17 protein-coding genes are annotated in these 20,863 nt (G+C 62.4%); 2 read left to right on the top strand and 15 right to left on the bottom strand.

Translation table 11 applies throughout. The features are described from left to right. Window positions 1-28: 28 nt before the first annotated feature. The 8 genes from H7B90_RS24460 to H7B90_RS24495 all read right to left on the bottom strand — a co-directional run bounded on the left by H7B90_RS24460 (window position 29) and on the right by H7B90_RS24495 (window position 10,977). The gene (locus H7B90_RS24460) at window positions 29-1,345 is read right to left on the bottom strand and encodes an ABC transporter substrate-binding protein (RefSeq protein ID WP_185138517.1); all 1,317 of its coding nucleotides are present in this window, start codon (window positions 1,343-1,345) and stop codon (window positions 29-31) included. Between the two features lie 24 nt (window positions 1,346-1,369). Continuing rightward, entirely contained in the window at window positions 1,370-2,332 is a 963-nt protein-coding gene (locus tag H7B90_RS24465) for a carbohydrate ABC transporter permease (protein WP_185138518.1), read from the bottom strand. A gap of 405 nt (window positions 2,333-2,737) precedes the next feature. Further along, entirely contained in the window at window positions 2,738-4,900 is a 2,163-nt protein-coding gene (locus H7B90_RS24470) for a hypothetical protein (protein WP_185138519.1), read from the bottom strand. Further along, on the bottom strand, window positions 4,897-5,736 hold the full coding sequence (locus tag H7B90_RS24475) for a carbohydrate ABC transporter permease (RefSeq protein WP_185138520.1): 840 nt from the start codon (window positions 5,734-5,736) through the stop codon (window positions 4,897-4,899). Before H7B90_RS24475 ends, H7B90_RS24470 begins: the two co-directional genes overlap by 4 nt. Before the next feature lie 77 nt (window positions 5,737-5,813). After that, the gene (locus tag H7B90_RS24480; RefSeq protein ID WP_311772805.1) at window positions 5,814-6,707 is read right to left on the bottom strand and encodes a carbohydrate ABC transporter permease; all 894 of its coding nucleotides are present in this window, start codon (window positions 6,705-6,707) and stop codon (window positions 5,814-5,816) included. Window positions 6,708-6,789: 82 nt separating this feature from the next. Then, on the bottom strand, window positions 6,790-8,154 hold the full coding sequence (locus H7B90_RS24485; protein ID WP_185138521.1) for an ABC transporter substrate-binding protein: 1,365 nt from the start codon (window positions 8,152-8,154) through the stop codon (window positions 6,790-6,792). A gap of 76 nt (window positions 8,155-8,230) precedes the next feature. Then, window positions 8,231-9,880 (bottom strand): response regulator, encoded by a 1,650-nt coding sequence (locus tag H7B90_RS24490; protein ID WP_185138522.1) that lies wholly within the window; start codon window positions 9,878-9,880, stop codon window positions 8,231-8,233. Window positions 9,881-9,882: 2 nt separating this feature from the next. Next, complete coding sequence (locus tag H7B90_RS24495) at window positions 9,883-10,977, bottom strand: sensor histidine kinase (RefSeq protein ID WP_185138523.1); 1,095 nt, start codon at window positions 10,975-10,977, stop codon at window positions 9,883-9,885. Between H7B90_RS24495 and H7B90_RS24500 the strand changes: the two genes are divergently transcribed. Further along, window positions 10,976-11,134, top strand: a complete 159-nt coding sequence (locus H7B90_RS24500; RefSeq protein WP_185138578.1) for a hypothetical protein — start codon at window positions 10,976-10,978, stop codon at window positions 11,132-11,134. The two genes, H7B90_RS24495 and H7B90_RS24500, sit on opposite strands and share 2 nt — an antisense overlap. A gap of 298 nt (window positions 11,135-11,432) precedes the next feature. Continuing rightward, window positions 11,433-11,672 (top strand): hypothetical protein, encoded by a 240-nt coding sequence (locus H7B90_RS24505; protein ID WP_185138579.1) that lies wholly within the window; start codon window positions 11,433-11,435, stop codon window positions 11,670-11,672. A 271-nt stretch (window positions 11,673-11,943) separates the two neighbouring features. On the opposite strand, the gene H7B90_RS24510 is transcribed toward H7B90_RS24505, so the two are convergent. The 7 genes from H7B90_RS24510 to H7B90_RS24540 form a co-directional block, all read right to left on the bottom strand. Beyond that, a complete protein-coding gene (locus H7B90_RS24510) occupies window positions 11,944-13,617 on the bottom strand; it encodes a ribulokinase (RefSeq protein ID WP_185138524.1) in 1,674 nt (557 codons plus the stop codon). Window positions 13,618-13,746: 129 nt separating this feature from the next. After that, window positions 13,747-14,448, bottom strand: a complete 702-nt coding sequence (gene araD / locus H7B90_RS24515) for an L-ribulose-5-phosphate 4-epimerase (RefSeq protein ID WP_311772806.1) — start codon at window positions 14,446-14,448, stop codon at window positions 13,747-13,749. A 923-nt stretch (window positions 14,449-15,371) separates the two neighbouring features. Further along, the gene (locus H7B90_RS24520) at window positions 15,372-16,469 is read right to left on the bottom strand and encodes a GntR family transcriptional regulator (RefSeq protein ID WP_185138525.1); all 1,098 of its coding nucleotides are present in this window, start codon (window positions 16,467-16,469) and stop codon (window positions 15,372-15,374) included. A gap of 227 nt (window positions 16,470-16,696) precedes the next feature. Then, window positions 16,697-17,671, bottom strand: a complete 975-nt coding sequence (locus tag H7B90_RS24525; RefSeq protein WP_185138526.1) for a 1-phosphofructokinase family hexose kinase — start codon at window positions 17,669-17,671, stop codon at window positions 16,697-16,699. Between the two features lie 224 nt (window positions 17,672-17,895). Next, window positions 17,896-18,768: a class II fructose-bisphosphate aldolase gene (locus H7B90_RS24530; protein WP_185138527.1), complete on the bottom strand. Its 873-nt coding sequence runs from the start codon at window positions 18,766-18,768 to the stop codon at window positions 17,896-17,898. A gap of 41 nt (window positions 18,769-18,809) precedes the next feature. Then, window positions 18,810-19,877 (bottom strand): SIS domain-containing protein, encoded by a 1,068-nt coding sequence (locus H7B90_RS24535; protein ID WP_185138528.1) that lies wholly within the window; start codon window positions 19,875-19,877, stop codon window positions 18,810-18,812. 34 nt (window positions 19,878-19,911) lie between these two features. Then, the gene (locus H7B90_RS24540; protein ID WP_185138529.1) at window positions 19,912-20,856 is read right to left on the bottom strand and encodes a carbohydrate kinase family protein; all 945 of its coding nucleotides are present in this window, start codon (window positions 20,854-20,856) and stop codon (window positions 19,912-19,914) included. Window positions 20,857-20,863: the final 7 nt, after the last annotated feature.

A 20,863-nucleotide genomic window follows, 5' to 3' on the forward strand; every position in this document is an offset into this window, starting at 1 on the left:
CCGCTCCCTCGAGATTCATCCGACGGGGTTACTTCCCGATGATTCCCAGCACTTCCGCTTCCGCGTCCTTCAGCGCATTCTCCGGCGTCTCTCTTCCCGCCACGGCGGCGGAGACGTACTTCGAGACCGTATCGGTAATTTCCGTCGCCTTCTCATGGTGGAAGATGCCGTACGGATACTGAAGCTGCTCGGCGATCGGGGCGAAGTGCGGATTCTGCGTCTGAACCTCCGCGTCGTTAAGCGCGTCCTTGTTGACCGGGATGCGTCCGGTCGCGAGCGCCATCTCCTTCTCCTGCTCCTTGGAGGTGACGAATCGGATGTATTCCATCGCCGCTTCCTTGTTCTTGGAGTTCGCCGGGATCGCAAGGCCTCCGGTCTCCGCGTAAGAAGCCGTCTTCAACTTGTCTCCCGGAATCAGCGCGACCGCCGCCTGGCCTACGATCTTGGACAACTTCGGGTCGTTCGCCTGACCGAACGTATGCGGCGCGTTGATGATCATCGCGGCTTTGCCTTGAGTGAAGTTATCCAGCGTGTCGTTCTGCTCGTAGACGACCGACTGCGGGTTCATCACCTTGTATTTCAAGTTCAGATCCGCCAGGAATTGCAGGGCCTTTACTCCTTCGGGAGAATTGAAGCTCGGCACGCCCTTCTCATAGTCCCAGAACTCGCCGCCCCGGGAGCGCAGGTAGACGATGAAATTCGCGTAGGCGTTCTTCTCCGTCATCACGTCGGCGAAGGGATAGGTCACGACGCCCTTCTCCTTCAACAGGAGCGCATCTTGAAGGAATTCGTCCCAGGTGGCCGGCGGCGCCACGATCCCGGCTTTGTCGAACATTTCCTTGTTGTAATAGAATTGCGTCAGCCAAATATAACGGGGAACGCCATACGTTTGGCCGTCGTACATGAGCGGTTTGAACGCATTCGCGCCAATGCCCGCTCTCATGTCGTCGGTTATTTGGCCGTCCAGCGGGGCCAGGAATCCCTTCGATGCGAACTCGGCCACCCAGTCGTCCTTCACGTGGATCACGTCGTAATCGCTGCTCCCCCCGGTGAAGGCGGTCACCATTGTATCGTGAAGCTGACCGAACGGAACGGATACGTAATTGACTTTAATCCCCGTCTGGCCCTCGAACTCCTTGGCCTGGTCGACCCAATACTGCGGATCGTTAATGTACAGGACGGATATGGATCGGCCGCCGCCGGCAGAAACCGAACCGCCGGACGTCCCGGAGTTACCGGGCTCCACCGGATTCGAGGAGCCGTTTCCGCATGCCGCCATGATCAGAACCAGGATAAGGGCGATTACCGCGGCCAAACTTTTGCGCAACGCCAGATGTTCACGCATTGTTCATCTCTCCATTCGTGGCTGTCAATTTTCCTTGCCCATAAATCGCAGATAAACCAAGGTAAAGACGGCTGTCAGCAGAGTAATGAAATAGCTGATCGCCGATGCGTAGCCGATATTGAAATTCCGGAACGCCTGCTCGTAAGCGAAGACGTTCAATACCATTGTGCCGTACTGAGGCCCGCCTTGGGTCAACACCCAGATAAGATCGAAGATGCGAAGCGTCCACATCGTCTCGACGACCAGGCAGACCAGGATGACCGGCCGGATTCCGGGAACGATGACGTGATAGAAGACGCCGAGCGTTCCCGCCCCGTCCGTCCTGGCGGCTTCGCAAAGATCCTTCATCGTAGACTGCATGGCTGCGAGAAGGAGCAAGGCGACGTACGGCATGCTTTTCCAAATATCGGCGAGAAGAACCACCCCCATAGCGCTGTTCGGTTCGGCCAGCCAAGCTTTATAGGTGTCAATCCAACCGAGTCGTACCAGGATCTCGTTGATAATCCCGTAGTCCCCGTTGAACATCCACTTCCACATCAATCCGTTGACGACGTAAGACAACGCCCAGGGCAGAAGGAACAGCCGCTTGAACAAGGCGGAACCCCAAGCCCCGAAGTAAATGATCGAAGCGACTCCGAAGGAGAACAGCAGCGTCAAGATCACTTTCGCCACCGTAAAGACGACGGTCTTCGTCATCACCTTGGTAAAGTGCGGGTCCTTAAACAATTGGATATAGTTGTCGAGGCCGGCGAATGTGTAGTGAATGCTTCCCTGGACGAAGCCGACCTTCACCAAGGAGAGGAACAACGCGTAAACCATCGGAACGGCGATCAGCAACAGCAGCAGCAGGAAGGTGGGCGCCAGATACAAATAAGCGGTAAACGAATCCGACCGATGGTCGATCCAATCGAATAGCCGCAACCCGGACCGGGGAGTCCGGACGATTCGGTCATTTGCGCCGGTCGCGCGCGTTGAGGATTTAATCATGCTTGACGCCCTCCAGAAGGTTTATCGTTCCTGAATAAGAAAGAAAATCATTTTAATGATTCATTTTTACATTTCATGTTCAATTTTCTTACACTATAATTCCGCAATTAGAGCCTGTCAATCGATTTTAGGTCGAAATAGACACTTTTGTGAGGTTATACAAATCTATTAAGTCATTATTTTGTAAACAAACATGACAAACAACTGGGAATGCTCTTTGATTTCATGAAAAGAAATGACTTGATTATTATGTAAATTTGATTCATCGGGAGGAATCTAAAGACTGGCGAACCCGCGGCGTCCTTCACCGAGAATGTTAGAGAACGGGGCAGAGACAAAAAAATAGACTGCCGCATCCATTCCGGCAGTCTTGCTCTTATTTTCGTCCTAGAACGCACTTCCGTCTCAATCCCGCGCGCCTTCGTCCCACTTCGCCAAGAACTCCGCCAGCGAGGAGGCGGCGGCGCCGCAGCCCCAGTCGAAAATGGTGAACTCGCCCAGCCCCTGTACCGACGTGCCGTCGTGATGGTTGAAGTTCTCCATGTGGAAGCCGTACTCCCGCTCCCCGAAGCCGGGATGCACCTTCTCGTAGATGGCCTTCGCCTCCGGATTCTCCGGGCAATACATCATGTAGAAAGACGCCTTCATCGCCCAGTAGGCCCGAAGTCGGTAGCGCCGATCCCCGGTCAGCCCCGCGTAATCGAGATACGTGAGCGCGAACAGGCTCTGCCGGGCGTCGTTCCATTCGTCGTCGCTGTTCATAACGCCGAAGCCGCCGAGCGTTGGTACGGGGAAAAACGGCGGCTCCCAGATTTGCTGGTACAGCGAAGCCTCCGCCAGCGTCTGCTCTCCTAAGTCGAGCCACTCCCGCTCCCCCGTCGCCATATAAAGCTCCTTGAACGCCTCCGCCGTCCAGTACATGCCGAAGTTGCATTGGTTGTACAGCCCGCTCCGCTCGTCCAACCGGCCGTACCGCTTCCCGTCCCACTCGCCGGAGCAGGACCAGTACGTCTCGAAGTCCTCCCACTTGCCGAACGGCAAAATCCGGTACGCGACGAACCGCCCCGCTCTCTCGGCCGCCTCCAAATATCGCCCGTCGGGGATGACCTCGTGAAGCAGGCACAGCAGCATCGCGTGCATGCTGGTCTCCGGGCTCTCCGCCAAAAACGGCGACGCTTCCAGCGTGTCCGGGCGCACCCAGGCCGGGAAGCTTCCGTCCACCCGCTGAAGCCGGAGCAGCGTCTCCGCGTAATCGCGGACGAAGGGGAGGATTCTCTCGTCCGCCCGAATATCGCGATGCCACTTCAGCAGCCAATAGCAGGTCCACGATGCGTCCAGCAGGTGCACGTAATCCTCGTGGCCCGAGGGTCGGCGCGGACCGGACATGAACCATCGGCCGGATTCCCAGCGCCCGTCCTCCCCCGCCTGGTAGTAGCCGGGGAACAGCCCGTTCGTCCGCGGGGCGCTCAAGGCGAAGTTAAGCGCCAACTCGGCCCGGGCAGACCAATCGTCCATGCCGCGGTCGCGCCCCCAACGCGCGAAGCCGTACGCCGAACGAAGCCCGCAGAACCAGGCTTGGTTCCAGAGGCTCTTCGGCTCGCGCCAGACGTTCTCGCGGCCCATGCCCGGCTTCTGCGCGGCCGTCACGAGGAAGGCGACGCCTCCGACCTTAACCCCGTCCAGCTCGAACTCCTGCCAGCAGACGTCTCCCCACCGGTCGAACGCCCAGCCGTAGGCGTGTCCGACGTAGATCTCCCAATCGCGCGGCGACTCCCCGCCGGAGGCTGTCCCTACGGAGTTCGCCTCAAGATCGATCGCCAGCGCTGGCGCCTGCTGCGTCTCCCGCTCCATATTCGCCCCGGCGAACAGCTCCCACAGCAGCCGCTCTACGCGGCGGAAGTCGCGCGGCCTCGCCACCTGCTCCTTGCGCCAGGAAGCCAGGTAGAACCGCAGCCGCAGCTGCCCCTCCAAGCCCAGCTCCGACTCAGACTCTGACTCCAGCCCTGACTCCAGTTCTGACTCCAGTTCTGACTCCCGCTTCGCCCCTAGCCCCAGCTCCCTCGCCCTCGGCGTCAGACGATGATACACATGCCCCGTCTCTTCATATTCGCAGGCGCCGTACCAGACTCGATGTCCCTTCAGCTCGTAGTCCATAACGTGCGGCAGCTCCGTCCCCTTCGCAAGGACGCCGACGTCCGGCACGAGCGCCGTCATCCGCTCCGCGTCCTCGAACACGATCGCCGGCGAGCGGAACGCCTTGTCGCCGACGGCCATGCCGTCCATTGGCGCCAGATGCGGCTTCCAGACGCAGCCGAGCCTCTCGTCGACGGCCATGACCAGCCGCACGCCCGCGATTCGCAGCGAGGACCCGGACGCGGAGCCCGGCTTGACGCGAACGTCGACGGAGCTCAGGCTCGCACCCCCCGCTTCCGCCGCACCTTCCCTTACCTCCACCCGCAGCTCTGCCAAGATTTCCTCGCCGCCGGCGACCTTTTCCCATTCGCCTCCGGTCTCCCGGATCCATTCCAGCTCGAATCCCGACAGCCAATCGGCCCCCGCCTTGTTCATCCCTTCACCCCGGACATCGTAATCCCTTGAACGTAATACCGCTGCAGCAGCAGAAAAACAGCCAAAATCGGAACCGAGCTGATCGTCGTAGCCGCCATGATCTTGCCCCAGGAAATGTTGCGCAGCGATTGATAGGAGGAGATCGCCACCTGGATGACCTGCTTCTTCTCCTCGTTGATGACGACGAGCGGCCAGAGGAACGAATCCCACTGGTTCAGAAACGTCATGATGCCGAGCGTGATGAGCGCGGGCACCGCCGTCGGCAGGACGATAACCCCGTAGATGCGCGCCCAGCCGGCCCCGTCGATGCGGGCGGCGTCGAGAATGTCCCGCGGCACGTCGGCGAAAAACTGAATAAGCATAAAGATGCCGAACACCCAGACGATCTGCGGCACGATGAGCGCTCGGTAATCGTTGATCCAGCCGAGGTCGCGCATAAGCAAATATTGCGGAACCATGATGACCTCGTACGGAATGACCAGCGAGGACAGGAACAGCGCCAGCAACCCCCGCTTGAAGCGGAACCTCAGCTTGGCGAACGCGAACGCCGCCATCGAATTGACGACGAGTCCGGCGGCCGTGACGACGACCGCGACGAGCAGCGTGTTCAGAATGTATCTCCCGAACGGCTTCGCCGGGTCGAGGAAGATCTCCCGGTAGTTGCCGAGCGTCCAATGGACCGGCAGGAACAGCTCCTTGCTTAACGTCGTGTATCGGAAAATCTCTTCATGCGTCCGGAACGAGCTCATGACCATCCAATAGATCGGGAACAGCGACACGACGGCCGCCGCGACCAGGACGATCCAGCGCAGCGGAACGACGACGGCCCGGTTCATAGTGACGACATACCTCCTTGCTTCGATAAAATGCGATCCTCCCGGATCTTCTCGGAACTTCCGGAGCAGAAGCCGCCTTAATATTCGACGTCCGTCCGGAAGATTCGCAGCTGCACGACCGAGATGGCGAGCACGAGCGCGAAGAACAGGAACGCGGCCGCGGCGGCGAACCCCATGTTCATCTGCTTGAACGCGGTCTCGTAGATGAAGTGAACGACCGTGCTCGTGGAGCCCGCCGGCCCCCCGCTCGTCGTGATGTAGATCGGAATGAAGATTTTGAGCGCGTCCATCGTCGTGATGATGACGACGAACGCCAGCGTCCGCTTGAGCAGCGGAAGCGTGACGTAGAGGAACCGCTGCGCCGGGCTCGCCCCGTCGACGTGCGCCGCCTCGTACAACGAATCCGGGATGTTGTTCAGACCCGCCAGGAAAATCACCATGACAAACCCCATCGCCCGCCAGATGCACAGGACGATAATGCCGAGCATCGAGATGCGCGGATTGGACAGGAAGTCCACCGCGGGAAGCCCGATGCCCTTCAGCACCGCGTTCAGCATCCCGTAGTCCTTGTTGTAGATGAGACGGAAGATCGTGGACGCGATGGCGAACGACACCGCGACGGGCACGAAGTACACCGTCCGGAAGAAGCCGACGCCCCGGAACTTCTTCTGCACGAGCATCGCGAGCCCGAGCGAGATAGCCGTCTGCACCGGCAGCACGACCAGCGTGAAGTAGAACGAATGCCAGAGGCTGGCGCCGAACGTCCCGTCCGAGAACAGCTTGCGATAATTCCCCCAGCCCGCGAACGACGAGTGGGCCGCGATCAGGTTATAGTTCTGGAAGCTGATCCAGAGAGCGTGAAGCATCGGGTAGAAAATAAACACGGCGAGCAGCACGAAAGCCGGGACAATAAACCCGAACGCCGCCCGCGATTCCTGCTTCTCGTATAGCGAGGCACGGATCGCCCGCACAAGATTCCCTCCTCGGAACCGGATTCGGAGACGGGAAAGGGGAGCAGAGTACGAGCTTCCCCTGCTCCCCTTCCGATTCCCGTTATTGACCTATCATGGCGAGTCCGTCTTCGATCTTCTTGACGGCTTTGGCGAGCGATTCGTCCACGTCGGCGCCCCCCAGCCCGACGTCCTCGAACAGCAGGCGGATCGCCTCGCTGATCGCCGGATAGGCGGGCGTGACCGGCCGCGGATGGCCGTACTTGGACAGCTGCTCCGCGTAGATGTTCATCGGGTACTCCTTCAGCTCCTGGAACGCGTCGAACGTCGACTGCCGGGCCGGCAGGTTCTTCGTCTCCTCGTACCACACCTTCGAGCCCTCCACGCCGGTCACCCAGTTGACGAACTGCCAAGCCTCGTCCGGATGCTCCGAGTGCGACGTGATGGCCATGTTCCAGCTTCCGGTCGTTCCGACCATCTTCCGATCCTTCCACAAGGGAGCGACGTCGTAATCCTCGCCGAGCTTGAAGTTCGGGAAGTTCTGCTGCTGGTACTGGAACGCGAACGGCCCGTCGACGTGGATGGCAACCTTGCCGTTCCAGAACGCGTCCTGCGGCAGCTCCTTCGGCGACACTTTGTCCACGTTGTACAGCCCCTTCCAGAACGTAAGGGCCTTCTTCGCTTCCGGCGAATCGAGATAGCCCTTCGCGGTCTTGCCGTCCGGGCTCAGAATCTCGGCTCCGGCCTGCCAGAGGAACGCCATCTCGGAATAGGGCGCCCCCTCGTGGCCGACGAAGCCCCACGGCGTCGGGTTCCAGCCGTACACGCCTTTGGCCGGGTCGTTCAGCTTCTTGGCCGCGTCCAGCACCTGCTCCCAGGTCCAAGCTTCGTCGACGTTCTTGGACGGCAGCGGGATGCCCTTCTCCTCGAACATCTTCTTGTTGTAGAACATGACGATCGTTCCGTCGTTGTTGGGCGCGGCGTACATCTTGCCATTGTAGGTGAGTCCTTCGATGACCGGCTTCAGCAGGTCGTCCTTGTTCCCGTCCTTGGCGAAGTAATCGTCCAGCGGGATGATCGCTTTCTGGCTGGCGTAGGAGGCCAGCGTCGGCGCGTCCAGCGCCATGATGTCGGGCGGGTTGCCGCCCGCCAGGGCGGTGCGGATCTTCGTCTCGTACTGGTCGTTCGGGATCATCTGGAAGTCGATCTTGATGTTCGGATGCTTCTCTTCGAACGAAGCGATCAGCTTCTTGAACGCGGCGGCCTCCGGAGCGTAGTCGTGGCGCCAGAACGACAGCGTGACGACTTCTCCCGAGTCGGCGGACGAAGAAGCGGAACCGGACGCGGGCGCGCCCGATTCGCCGGAATCGCCGGCGCCGCCGGAATTGCCGGAGCCGCCCGAGCACGCGGCCAACGCGCCGGATGCCGCCAGCAGCAGGGCGGATAGAAGCAACGGCTTTCTGTTCATGTACCCCTCACCTTTCGGTTATTGTGTTCTGCGAGATTCATGCTACCATCGGCGGGAGGCTCTCTTGAATCCGCATTCATCGGTTGTCGGCATGCGATTTGTTCGGTTCGGCGAGCCGCGAGCGGTATTCGCTGGGGCTTAATCCGTATCGCTTCTTGAACACGCTGCTCAGATAGCTCGCGTTGGCGAAGCCGGACAGCTCCGCGATGTCCGAGAGCCGCATCGATTCGTCGCGCAGCAGCTCCTCCGCGCGCCGAAGCCGCACTTGGACGACATAATCGCTGAACGTGACGCCGAGCTGTTTCTTGAACAGCTCGGACAGATAGGTGAGGTTCAGATGATACCGTTCCGCCATCATCGACAGGCCGAGCTCGTTCATGTAGCCCTCCTCGATGTCCCGGCGGATCGCCTCGACGACCTCCGAGCCGTTCGTCGCCCGGCCGGCGCGGATGCCTTCGGCGATGCGGAAGGCGAGCTCGGACAAGTACGCCTTCGCGTCTTGGGGCGAGGACAGCCGCCACAGCGTCTCGGGCAGCATCCACTCCTTCGTCTCGGGCGCGTCGACGCCGTGCTTGCGGGCCGCCTGCTCCAGCAGCAGGGCGACGCGGAACGCCGTCGCCGCGATGTGCCGGAGCGGAAGCTTGCCTCCTGCGAGCGCGGCTTCCAACTGCCGGATGAAGGCGGCCTCGTCGCCGTTCTCGATCGACTGGACGAGCCTTCTCTCGAGCTCCGCGAAGCCCGCGGGCAGCGCGTCGTCCGCTTCTTCCTCGGTCCCTCCGATCGTCTGCGAGACCGCTCCCGGACGGCTGCGGCTCCATGCGGTCAAGGCCGACAGATACGCCCGCCGGAGATGGCGTCCCCCTTCCTCCGAGGCGCCGATGCCGACGACGACCTCCGCGCGCAGCAACGAGCGGACGCCATGGGCGAGCCGGTCCAGCAACGGGCGCAGCGTCCGCTCCTCTTCCTCCTCGTCCCTCGAGCGGACGAGGAAGTACACGAACCGCGGGTGGCCCCGGTCCGTAATCGCCGTCACTCGGCCGCTCCAGGAGACCTCCTCCTCGGCCAGCTCCCGGCACAGCATCCGGAAGGCGAGCCGGAACAGCGCGGAATCCGCCGTCCCGACTCCAAGCCGGCCTTCCGGCAGCCGATATTCCGCGCACAGGAACCGCAGGCGTCCTCCCGCGTCGAGAAGCTCCCTCATGCCGAGACGTTCGGCTTCGTCCAGCAGCACCGCCCGGCCTTCCTCTTCGCGGTGGTGAATCCATTCCAGCAGCAGCTGCTCCCGCAGCCTGGGCAGGCTCTGCAGCCGCTCGCGTTCCCGCGCCCGCCGCTCCCGCTCCGCCGCGGCTTCCGCGTCCAGCTCCTCCTTCAGCTTGGCGAGCAGATTCGCCAGCTCCAGCCGCACGACCGGCTTGAGCAGATAGTCTCTCGCGCCGCACTGCATGGCCGTCTTCACGTAATCGAACTCGTCGTGCCCCGACAGCACGACCGTCCGAAGCGCCGGATACCGCTCTTCGCATTGCTTGAGCAGTTCGAGCCCGCTCATCGTCGGCATTCGGATGTCGGTCAGCATCACATGCGGGCTAACGCTCTCGAGCAGCGCGAGCGCCTCGCGGCCGTTCCCGGCTTCGCCGGCGACGTCGAAGCCAAGGCGGTTCCAATCGATTTTGTAAATGAGGCCCGTCCGCACTTCCGGTTCGTCGTCGACCAGGATGACTCGGTACATCGCTATTCCTCCTTGACCGGCAATTTGAAAATCAAGCTCGTCCCTTCGCCGGGGCGGGATTCGATGGCGGCGTCGAACCGGTCCCCGTAATACAGGCTGCAGCGGGCGAGCGCGTTGCGCAGGCCGATGCGCTGATCGCCGGCGCTTAGCACCTCCGTCATCGTGCCGCCGGCCAGCTCCCGTCGCAGCTCCGCGATCCGCTCGGCGGACATGCCCGGACCGTTGTCGGCCACCTCGATCTCGAGGCGGGCCCCCCTCTTGCGCGTCGCGATTCGGACGCGGGCTCCCGCCTGATTTTCCAAGCCGAACTTGATCGCGTTCTCGACGACGGGCTGCAGGATGAACTTGACGATCCGCGTCTCCCCGAGCCCCTCCCCTTCGTCGAATTCGACGCGCAGCTTGTCCCCGAACCGGATGCTCATGATCGCCACGTAATAGCGAATGTACGCCATCTCCTCGCTCAGCTTGGCGAGGTCGCTGTCGGCCTTGAGCGAATAGCGCAGCATCCGGCCGAGCCGCTCCGTCACGTCGATGACTTCGTCGCTGCGCTTCTGCGCGGACAAGCTGCCGATCGCCTCGAGCGTGTTGTACAGAAAATGAGGATTGATCTGCATAAGCAGCGCCTTGTATTCCGCGTCCTTGCGCCTCATGTTCGCCTGGAACTCCGTCTCGATCAGGAACCGCAGCCGCGCGATCATGTTGCGGAACACGGTAATGACGTAGCCGACCTCGTTCGGGGGAGCCCGGGTTCCGGCCAGCACCTCGTTCTCGGACTTAGCGAAGTTGCCCCGCTCGGCCTGCCGCATCGCGCCCGCCAGCCGGCTGAGCGGCCGGGCGATGCCGGAAGCCAGCCAGAACGCGGCGCCGATCGTCAGCACGAGAAGCAGCGAGCCGACCCAGACCATCGTGTGCTGCACCCATTGCATTTTCTGGAACAGCTCGTACTTGGGCACCTCTCCGATGAGGAGCCAGTCGGCGTTTTTGATTTTGCGATAGAGGATGAGGTGCGGCTCTTGGCCTCCGGCGGTAGACGTCAGCTTGCCTCCGGTGCGGCGGTCCTTCCGGATGCCGGCCAGCTCCGCGCGGAAGTAGGCCATGCCGGGGGCCGATCTTCTGGTTCAGCACCGGATTGCCGTCGCGGTCGACGAGGTAGACGCGGCCTTGCTCTCCGAATTTGATTTTGTCGAGGGGATCCTGGACGGTCTTGGTCAGCATATTGACCTTGAGCACGCCCATCTTGCGGAAGGAGCTTAATTGCACGAGGTTGAAAAGCAAGCTGTTCATGCTCTCGGAGACGAGGTACGAGGGCTGGTAAGGGTCCTCGTGGGCAGGCACCCAGCGGATCCCCTGTTCCTTGAACGTCTTGTACCACGAGGCTTGCAGGAAGGACGGGTCGCGGAACACCTGGTCGCGAATGCCGACGGCCGAACCGTTATCGTTGAAAAGAGCGATTGACGAGATCGAGGAATGATTGAGGGCGATCGAAGACAGATAGGTTCGCATCTCCGCGTCCAGCGAGACGTTCCTCTCTGTCGTGAGGTTTTTGTCCATCTTGGCGGTGATCCACTTCTGCGTGATCTCGTTGCTCAGCACCTGGTTGGCGACGTCTTCGACCTGCGTCGTCAGCGTCGTGACCAGGGAGGCGTATTGGTCCATCGTCTGGGACGTGGATTCTTCGATCGACTTGCCGATGACGGAGTTGGACACCTGCGTCAATACGGCCACCATCGTGATGAACGGGATGACGAGCAGCGCGATGAACGTGAAGCTGAGCCGGGAACGCAGCGAGTAGAATATGCGGATCTCCTCCCCGAGGGCGGCTCCCTCTTGGGAATGGACGTTCTCGGGGAGCTTGCTTCTAATGTAGCAGGAATGCCCGGGGGCCGGAATGCTTTTTTTTCGGGTTCGGCATGCGGGATGTTCGGGTGCTGCTCAGGGGGGGGAGCAACTCGACCGTCCGGACAAAATGACGAGGCACCCCGTCCTTGCGGACGGAGTGCCTAGGTTCATTTCATGTCATTACGTATGGGTACAATCCGTTTGATACAATCCGTTTGATACGATCAGTGAGACACTTCGTCCTTCAGCGCCTTCAGACGCTTCATCACGTCGTTGGCGCCGCGGCCGAAGTAGTCGTGCAGTTGACGGTACTCTTGGTACAGGCGCTCGTAGATCGCGACATTCTCCGGAATCGGCTTGAACGTCTCCTCGCGCACCCGCGCCATCGCCTTCGCCGCGTCGACTACGCTATCGTAGCCGCCCTTCGCGCTGCCCGCCGCCACCGCGCCGAACATCGCCGCCCCGACCGCCGGCGTCTGCTTCGAATCCGCGATCTTGATCTCGCGGTTCGTCACGTCCGCGTAAATCTGCATCAGCAGCCGGTTCCGCTGCGGCAAACCGCCGCACGCGTACACTTCGTGCACCGGCACGCCGTTGTTGTGGAACGCGTCGATGATCGTCCGCGTGCCGTAAGCCGTCGCTTCCAGCAGCGCGCGGTACATCTCTTCCGGCTTCGTCAGCAGTGTGTAGCCGACGACGACGCCCGTCAGGTTCGTGTCCACGAGTACCGAACGGTTGCCGTTCCACCAGTCGAGGGCGACGAGGCCCGATTGCCCCGGCTTGTATTGCGAAGCGCGCTCCGTCAGCCATTGGTGCACGCCTACGCCTTCCTTCTCCGCCGCTTCCTTCACGTACGCCGGCACCGCTTCCTCGACGAACCATTCGAAGATGTCGCCGACCGCCGATTGTCCCGCTTCATAGCCCTTGTAGCCCGGGATGATGCCGTCTTCGACGACGCCGCACATGCCCTCGACTTCCACTTCCTCCGTGCCGAGCAGCATGTGGCAGATCGACGTGCCCATCGCCATGACCAGCTTGCCTTCGTCCACGACGCCGACGGCAGGAACCGCCGCGTGCGCGTCCACGTTGCCCACGGCGACGGCCGTTCCGGCCTTCAGGCCGGTTAGGGCGGCCATCTCCGGCGTGATCTCACCCGCCTTCGTGCCGAGCGGCTTGATGTCGCCGCGCAGCTTCGTCTCCGTCAAGTTCTCGAGGCGCGGATCGAGCGCTTTGAAGAACTCCTTGCTCGGATAGCCTTCCTGCTTATGCCAGATCGACTTATAGCCTGCCGTGCAGCTGTTGCGCACGAACTCGCCGGTCAGCTGCGAGATGACCCAGTCGGTCGCCTCCGTGAACCGGTCCGTGGCGTCGTAGACTTCCGGCGCTTCGTTCAGGATTTGCCACACCTTGGCGATCATCCACTCCGACGAGATCTTGCCGCCGTAGCGGGGCAGGAACTTCTCGCCGCGCTCCGCCGCGATCGCGTTGAGGCGGTCCGCCTCGTCCTGCGCCGCGTGGTGCTTCCACAGCTTCACCCAGCCGTGCGGATTGTCCTTCCACTCCGGCTTGAAGCACAGCGGCGTGCCGTCCGCGTCCACCGGAAGCATCGTGCAGGCGGTGAAGTCGATGCCAAGGCCGATGACGTCCTCGGCCGCGACGCCGGATTGCTGCAGCACGGCCGGAACCGAGCGGCGCAGCACCTCGAGGTAGTCGTCCGGGTGCTGAAGCGCCCAGTCGTGGCCGAGCGGGATGCCCGATACCGGCAGCTTCTCGTCGATGACGCCGTGCGGGTACGGGGTGACGTGGTCGGCCACTTCATGGCCGTTCGACAGGTCGACCAGCACCGCCCGGCCGGACTGCGTGCCGTAGTCGACGCCGATTGCGTATTTTTTGCTCATCGAGGATTCCTCCAGTAGGAAGGGATTTGGGATGATTCGGATTCGCCCGGGGGGCCGGGTGCTTCAATGGCGATTTTTTCGCCATTCGCGGGCTTTGCCCGGGTCGCCGGGCGTTGCGACAGTCGCGGATCAGTGCTCTTTGCCCGGCTGGCCGTAGTAGGCGTTCGCGCCGTGCTTGCGCAGGTAGTGCTTGTCGAGCAGCTCTTGCTGCATCGACGGAATGCCGCCGTTCAACTGGCGGGTATGGTACGCCATCTTCGCGACTTCCTCGAGGACGACCGCGTTGTGCAGCGCGTCCATCGGGTTTTTGCCCCACGCGAACGGCGCGTGGCTGTAGACGAGAACGCCCGGCACGGCCTTCGGGTCGATGCCGCGGAACGTCTCTACGATGACGTTGCCCGTCTCGTGTTCGTAAGCGCCTCTGATCTCCTCGGCCGTCATCGGACGGGTGCAAGGGATCGTGCCGTAAAAGTAGTCGCCGTGCGTCGTACCGAGCGCCGGAATGCCTTGGCCCGCCTGCGACCAGATCGTCGCCCACGGGGAGTGGGTATGCACGATGCCGCCGATTCCCGGGAACGCGCGGTACAGTACCAAGTGAGTCGGAGTGTCGGACGAGGGGCGCAAGTCGCCTTCCACGACGTTGCCGTCCAGGTCGAGCACGACCATTTGCTCCGGCTTCAGCTCTTCGTACGGAACTCCGCTTGGCTTGATGACCATCAGACCGGACTCCTTGTCGAAGCCGCTGACATTGCCCCAGGTGAACGTGACCAAGCCGTAGGCCGGCAATTCGGCGTTCGCCCGGCAAACGCTTTCCTTCAATTGTTCCAGCATTTCGTATCCATCCCTTCCAGCCCCGGCCCCGCAATCGGAGACCGCAAGACATTGGTGATTTCGGCTAAAATAACGTGATCGCATCTTTCCGATTTCATTATACACTTGTACGTACATGTGTGTCGAGAGGGAGGCACTAAAGAGATGCCTGTTCGAACAGGAGCAGTCAGCGCAGAAGCGGCTGGAGGACGATGTGACTTATGGATGAGTGCGATTGTTGGATGATGTGCGATTGTTGGATGTTGTAACTAGTGGATGATGTGCGATTGGTAGACGATGAAGCTCTGAAAGTGTGAAGGTGCTGCCTTATGGGTCAGATGTCGTTCCTGCGCACGATTTACGGTCCCCCGACCGCATGTCCACTAATGTGAGTAACTCAGTTACTCTCTTCGGCGCTCCGCCCACACTTTCCACCAATGTGAGTAATCCAGTTACTCTCTTCGCTACATCAGCCGCATTTTCGCCAGATGTGAGTAACCCAGTTTCTCTCTTTGTCACACCAGCCACACTTTCCACCAATGTGAGTAATCCAGTTACTCTCTTCGCCACACCAGCCGCATTTCCCGCCAATGTGAGTAATCCAGTTACTCTCTTCGACACACCAGCCGCATTTTCGCCAGATGTGAGTAACCCAGTAACTCTCTTCGGCGCTCCGACCACACTTTCCACCAATGTGAGTAATCCAGTTACTCTCTTCGTCACATCAGCCGCATTTTCCACCTATGTGCGTAATGCAGTTTCTCTCTCCAGACTAACGGCAGAGCCGTTTCTCACCGAAAAAAGAAAAACGGGAGCCCGCCGCTCCCGCTTCCAATCTTGCACCATTTCTTGCATCATTTTGCATCATCTTGCATCATTTTTGCTTCCAAGACCCTGCCGATTCGCACCCCTCACGCCAACCGGCCGACTTCCGGCCATCCTCCTTATTCCGTCGACGGCACCGTCGACTGCCGGACGGCCAGAGAGGGCGCGTACACCCAGCCCCGCTCCTCGTGCCGCGGACCGCCTTCCAGCATCGCGATCAGCAGGTTCGCGGCGCGCTCGCCCATCTCGGCCTTCGGATGCTCCACGCTCGTCAGCTTGATCTCCGTCGCCGTCGCGAGGAACGAGTCGTCGTAGCCGACGATCGCCAGATCCTCCGGCACGCGCAGCCCGGCTTCCCGGACGACGTCGAGCAGCGCCACGGCCAGCTGGTCATTATAACAGACGATGGCCGTCGGCGGCTCCGCCGAACGCAGCAGCTCTCGGAGAGCGGCGCGCGGACGCTCCTCCTTCTCCTCCGTCGAATAGCGCACGATACGCTCCGGATCGACGGGCACGCCCTGATCGCGGTGCGCGCGGACGAACCCCTTCATCCGGTGCACGCCCTGCAGGTCGTCCGTCTTGAAAAAACCCGCGACCCGCTTATGCCCGGCCTCCAGCAAGTGGGCCGTCGCGAGATGGCCGCCCGCCTCGTCGTCCAGCTTCACGCAAGGGCAGTCCAGATCCGGATACTGCTCGTTGATCATGAGCAGCGGAATGCCGTGGTACTGCATCGCCATGTATGCGTCGAAGTTCGGGTTGCCCTCGGCGCTGCGCGTCGGCTCGACGATCAAGCCGCAGACGCCTTGGCTGAGCATCATCTCGAGACTCTCGCGCTCCCGGTCCTTCCGGTTGTCCGTGCTGGACAGAAGCAGCCGGTAGCCCCGGTCCTTGAGCGCCGCCTCCACGCCGCGCACGATGGACGGAAAAATATAGTCCGATATATAAGTCGTAATCAAGCCGACCGTCCGGCTCCCTCCCGCGGACTTCCGCTCTCCGGACAAGCGGGCGACGAACGTCCCCTTGCCCTGCTCGCGGGACAGCCAGCCTTCCTGCACCAGCTCTCCGATCGATTGACGGACCGTCTGGCGGCTGAGGCCGAATTGATCGGACAGCTCGTTCTCCGACGGCAGCTTGTCCCCGGGTCGGTACCGTCCCCCCGCGATCCAGGAGACGATCTCTTCTTTTAGCCGTAGATATTTCGGGGATTGCGAACTCAAACGATTCACCTCTAGCGAAGGATATCCCCCATTATAACACACGTTCGAACTTGTACGTACCTTTTCGCCCAACAAGCTGTTGCTGTCCGTACCTATACGATAGCCGATGAGACGATCCGAGCAGGAGAATGGAGTACAGAGTCCGTCGTAAAAAGAAAAAGAGCCGCCCCCAGCGAATCGATCGCTGAAAAGACGGCTCTTCCACCGCGGCCGCGACCCAACGCGGCTCAAGTCGAGATGCGCACCCGCCCGGCCAGCTCGGCCGCATCGACGGGGTCGACGGCGCCCGTGCCGGGCGACATCGCGTTGGCCGCCCCCGCGGCCGTCGCCAGCCTGAGCGCGTCCGGCACCGCCAGGCCGCGCGAGCGGGCGACCGTCCAGCCGGCGACGAACGAATCGCCGCTGCCGACGGCGTTCGCCGCCTGGATGGCCGGAGGGATCGCTCTCCACAGCTCTCCCTCCGGCGTCGCCGCGATGCAGCCATCCCGGCCGAGCGACACGATGAGCGTCCGCACGCCGAAGCGGCCCAGCTCGGCCGCGAACAACCGGACGGCCCGCTCGTCGCGAGGGTCGGCCCCCGTCCACTGCCTGAACTCGTCCTCGTTCGGCTTGACCGCGTGCGGTCCCGCTTGGACGCCGAGCTTCAGCGCGTTGCCGCTCGTATCGAGGACGACGTGCGCCCCGCGCTCTCTCGCCATGCCGATGAGCCGCGCGTAATAGTCGTCGCTTAACCCTCGGGGCAGGCTTCCGGACAGCGTCATCCAACGCCCGGTCTCGCACAGCTCCCGCCAAGCGTCCGCGAATGCTTCCGCCTCCGAAGCCGTGATCTCCGGCCCCGGCTCCAGCACCTCCGTCGACGTTCCGTCCGCGTCGTCGATCAGGTTCAGGCAGATCCGCGTCTCGCCTTCGATGGCGATCCAGCGCTGCCCGATGCCGGCAGCCTCCAGCCGGCCGCGAAGCCAATCCCCGTTCGTGCCCCCGGCGAAGCCCGCGGCCAGAACCGGTGCGCCCAGCGACCGGGCGACGCGGGCGACGTTCAGCCCTTTGCCGCCGGCCGTGGCCTCGAGCCTCGTCACGCGATGCACCTCGCCGAGCCGCAGCCGCTCGACATGGAGCCGCTTGTCGATCGCCGGATTAAGCGCCCCGCAGACGATCGGCAGGGAAGAAGCGGAAGCCGCGGGAAATCCCGAGCCTTCAAGCAAGGAGCCTCCAGACGCTCCAGTTCCAGCACCAGTTCCAGTTCCAGTTCCAGTCCCAGTCCCAGTCCCAGTCCCAGTTCCAGTTCCAGTTCCAGTTCCAGTTCCAGTTCCAGTCCCAGTCCCAGTCCCAGCACCAGCTCCTGCCCTTGCTCCCGCTTCCCTTCCAGCCTCAGCCGCCGCTCCGCTCAACGCCTCCCGGCTTCCGCCGCCGGACCTGCCGCCGTCGTTCATCTTAGAACCGCCTCCGAAGCGCGGCCGACCGCTCCGCACATGCGGATCTTCTCCTTCGCCGCCTCGCGCAGCGCGTCCTTGGCCGGCTTCAGATAATGCCGGGGATCGTCGACGCCCGGCTTCTCCGCGAACACCTTCTTGATCGCATCGGTGAACACGATGCGAAGCTCGGTCGCTACGTTCATCTTGGCCATGCCGAGAGAGATGGCGCGCTTCACCTGCTCCTCCGGAATGCCGGAGCCCCCGTGCAGCACGAGCGGCACGTCGACCTTCGAAGCGATGCGGCCGATCCGGTCGAAGTCGATGTTCGGATCTCCCTTGTAGATGCCGTGCGCGGTTCCGATCGCCGGAGCGAGCGTCGGCACGCCCGTCTCCGCGACGAAGCGGACGCATTCGTCCGGATCGGCGAGCGTCGCTTCGTGGTCGGCGACGGAGATATCGTCCTCGACGCCGCCGACCTTGCCGAGCTCGGCTTCGACGTTGACGCCGATCTCGGACGCCAGCTCGACGACGCGGCGGGTGTCGCGCACATTGTCGGCGTACGGCTTCATCGACGCGTCGATCATGATCGACGTGTACCCGGCCCGCAGGCAGCGGGCGATCATGCCGAAGTCGGTGCAATGGTCGAGGTGCAAGGCGACCGGCACGTGCGTGCGGGCGGCGGCGACCCGGGCGGCGGCGACGATGAAGTCCTCGCCCAGATGCTGCACCGTCCCCATCGTCGATTGCAGGATGACGGGAGCGTCCAGCTCCGTCGCCGCTTCGACGACGGCTTGCAGCATCTCGAGCGTGTGCACGTTGAACGCGGTGACGGCATAGCCGCCGGCCCGCGCCGCGCGCAGAAGAGGGGTGGATGATACCAATGACATGGATGAGTCCTCCGATCGATTCGAGTCGATTTGCCTTCCGGTCAGATGCGAACGACTTGCGTCAGGTTGCGCGGGTTGTCGGGATCGACTCCGCGAAGCATGGCCGTATAGAATCCGTAATATTGGAGAAAAGGAAGGGTAGCCACCGCGCGAGCCTCGTCGGCCGCGTCCGGAAGACCGGTCAGCACGACCGTGTCGGCGAAGGCGGTATCGTCGCCGGCCTTGGCCGTGACGACGACGACGTGGGCACCGTATTCCTTCATCTCCTGCGCGACCTTCAGCTCCGCCGCGCGGGACTGCTCCGAGACGAGGACGATGACGCACGTGTGCGGATCGACGATCGACTTCGGACCGTGGCGGAATTCCAGCGTGCCGTAGCTCTCCGTCCAAGTGTTGGACATCTCCTTGAGCTTGAGGCAGCCTTCCTGGGCGATGCCGAACATGGCGCCGAGGCCGAGATACACCGTCTTGTCGAAATGGCGGGATTGCACCAGCTCAAGGGCCAGCTTCTCTCCTTCGCGCACCCGGTCCGCCTGGTTCTCGACCACGGCGGCCATATCGGCCAATCTAGCCTCGTTGCCCGACACGGAAGCGATCGCCGTCTGAATGCCGACGATCATGCTGGCGAGCGACTTCGTCATGACGGTGCTCTTCTCCTGGCCGAGCTTCGCCGCCAGCGAGTCGCCGAGCGCCGCCATGCTGCTCTCGGGATAGCAGGTCACACCAGCAAGCTTCCAATCCGGCAGGCCGCGGACCGATTCGAGCGCCTTGACGACCTCCGTCGACTCGCCCGAACGGGATACGCCGAAGACGATCGTCTTCTTGTCTTCAGCCGCCACCTGCTTGCGGATAAGCAGCAGGTCGGACGACGGCAGGGCGAGCGCGTCGCGTCCCAGCCACGAGCGGTAAGTAGCCGCCATCGTGATCGATTGATAATAAGAAGATCCCGAGCCGATGAACAGAGTCTGCTCGACGGAAGGGTCGGCCAGATAGGCCTGAGCCCAGTCCTTGCGCCGAAGCGCTTCTTCGTAGGCGTCCCGGAGAGCGGCCGGCTGTTCGCCGATCTCCTTGAGGGTTAATGCGCCGCGAGCGGCTGCTTGTTGGGTCATGATTGGTCACTCTCCCGCGTTATAATCGTATATTCTAGTTGCCGTTCTCGGCCTGGCTGTCCAGGAACCGCGCCAGCCTCTCCCGGTCGAGCGTTCCCGCTCCCCCGACGGAGAGCGTGGACAGCGCCCCGCAGGCGTTGGCGAACGTCAGCGCTTCGACCGTGTCCTTGCCTTCCAGCTTGGCGGCGATCCAGCCCGCGTTGAACGAATCGCCCGCGCCGGTCGTGTCGACCGGCTTGACGGAGAACGGCCGGCCTTCCGCGGCCGATCCGTCGGCGCCGAAGGCCGCGGCTCCGGAGGCGCCACGCTTCACGACGACCTGGCCTCTAGGCTCCGGCAGCCGCGCGGGCAAGCCGGCGACGTCCGGCACTTCGAAGATGGTCAGCACTTCTTCTTCGCTCGGCAGGAACCAGTCGGTCCAGGCGAGCAGCTCCTTCAGCCGCTTCCGGTCCCAGTCCTCCCGCGGATCCCAGCCGACGTCGAACGAGGTCGTCCGCCCCGCTTCCTTCGCCTTCCGGAACAGGCCGGACCAATGAGGCCGCATCCGCTCCTGCAGGTAGAAGGAGCCGAAATGCACGTGGGAAGCTCCTTCGAACGCTTCGTCCGGGATAAGCTCCGGCACGACGGAAGCGATCGTCCCCATGTACGTGAGCAGCGACCGGTCGCTTCCGTCCGTCAGCGACAGCGTCGCCCCCGTCCGGCTGCCCGGGTCGACCGTCACGTGCCGGACGCCGACGCCCAAGCGCGCAAGCTCGCTCAGGCAGAACCGCCCGAATTCGTCGTCTCCGACGATCGATACGAATTCGACCTCGAGCCCGAGCCCGGCGAGGCCGGCGGCGGTAATCGCCGAGGAAGAGCCGAGCGCGAGCCGGAAGTCGTCCACCAGCTTCTCGCGGTTCGGCTCCGGCCGGATGTCCCGGCCGGCGAAGATCAGGTCGACGTTCAGCTCGCCGACGACGACCACTTTGCTTTTGTTCACCTTATCG

It is taken from the genome of Cohnella xylanilytica, assembly GCF_014212175.1.
GTDB classification, from domain to species: domain Bacteria; phylum Bacillota; class Bacilli; order Paenibacillales; family Paenibacillaceae; genus Cohnella; species Cohnella xylanilytica.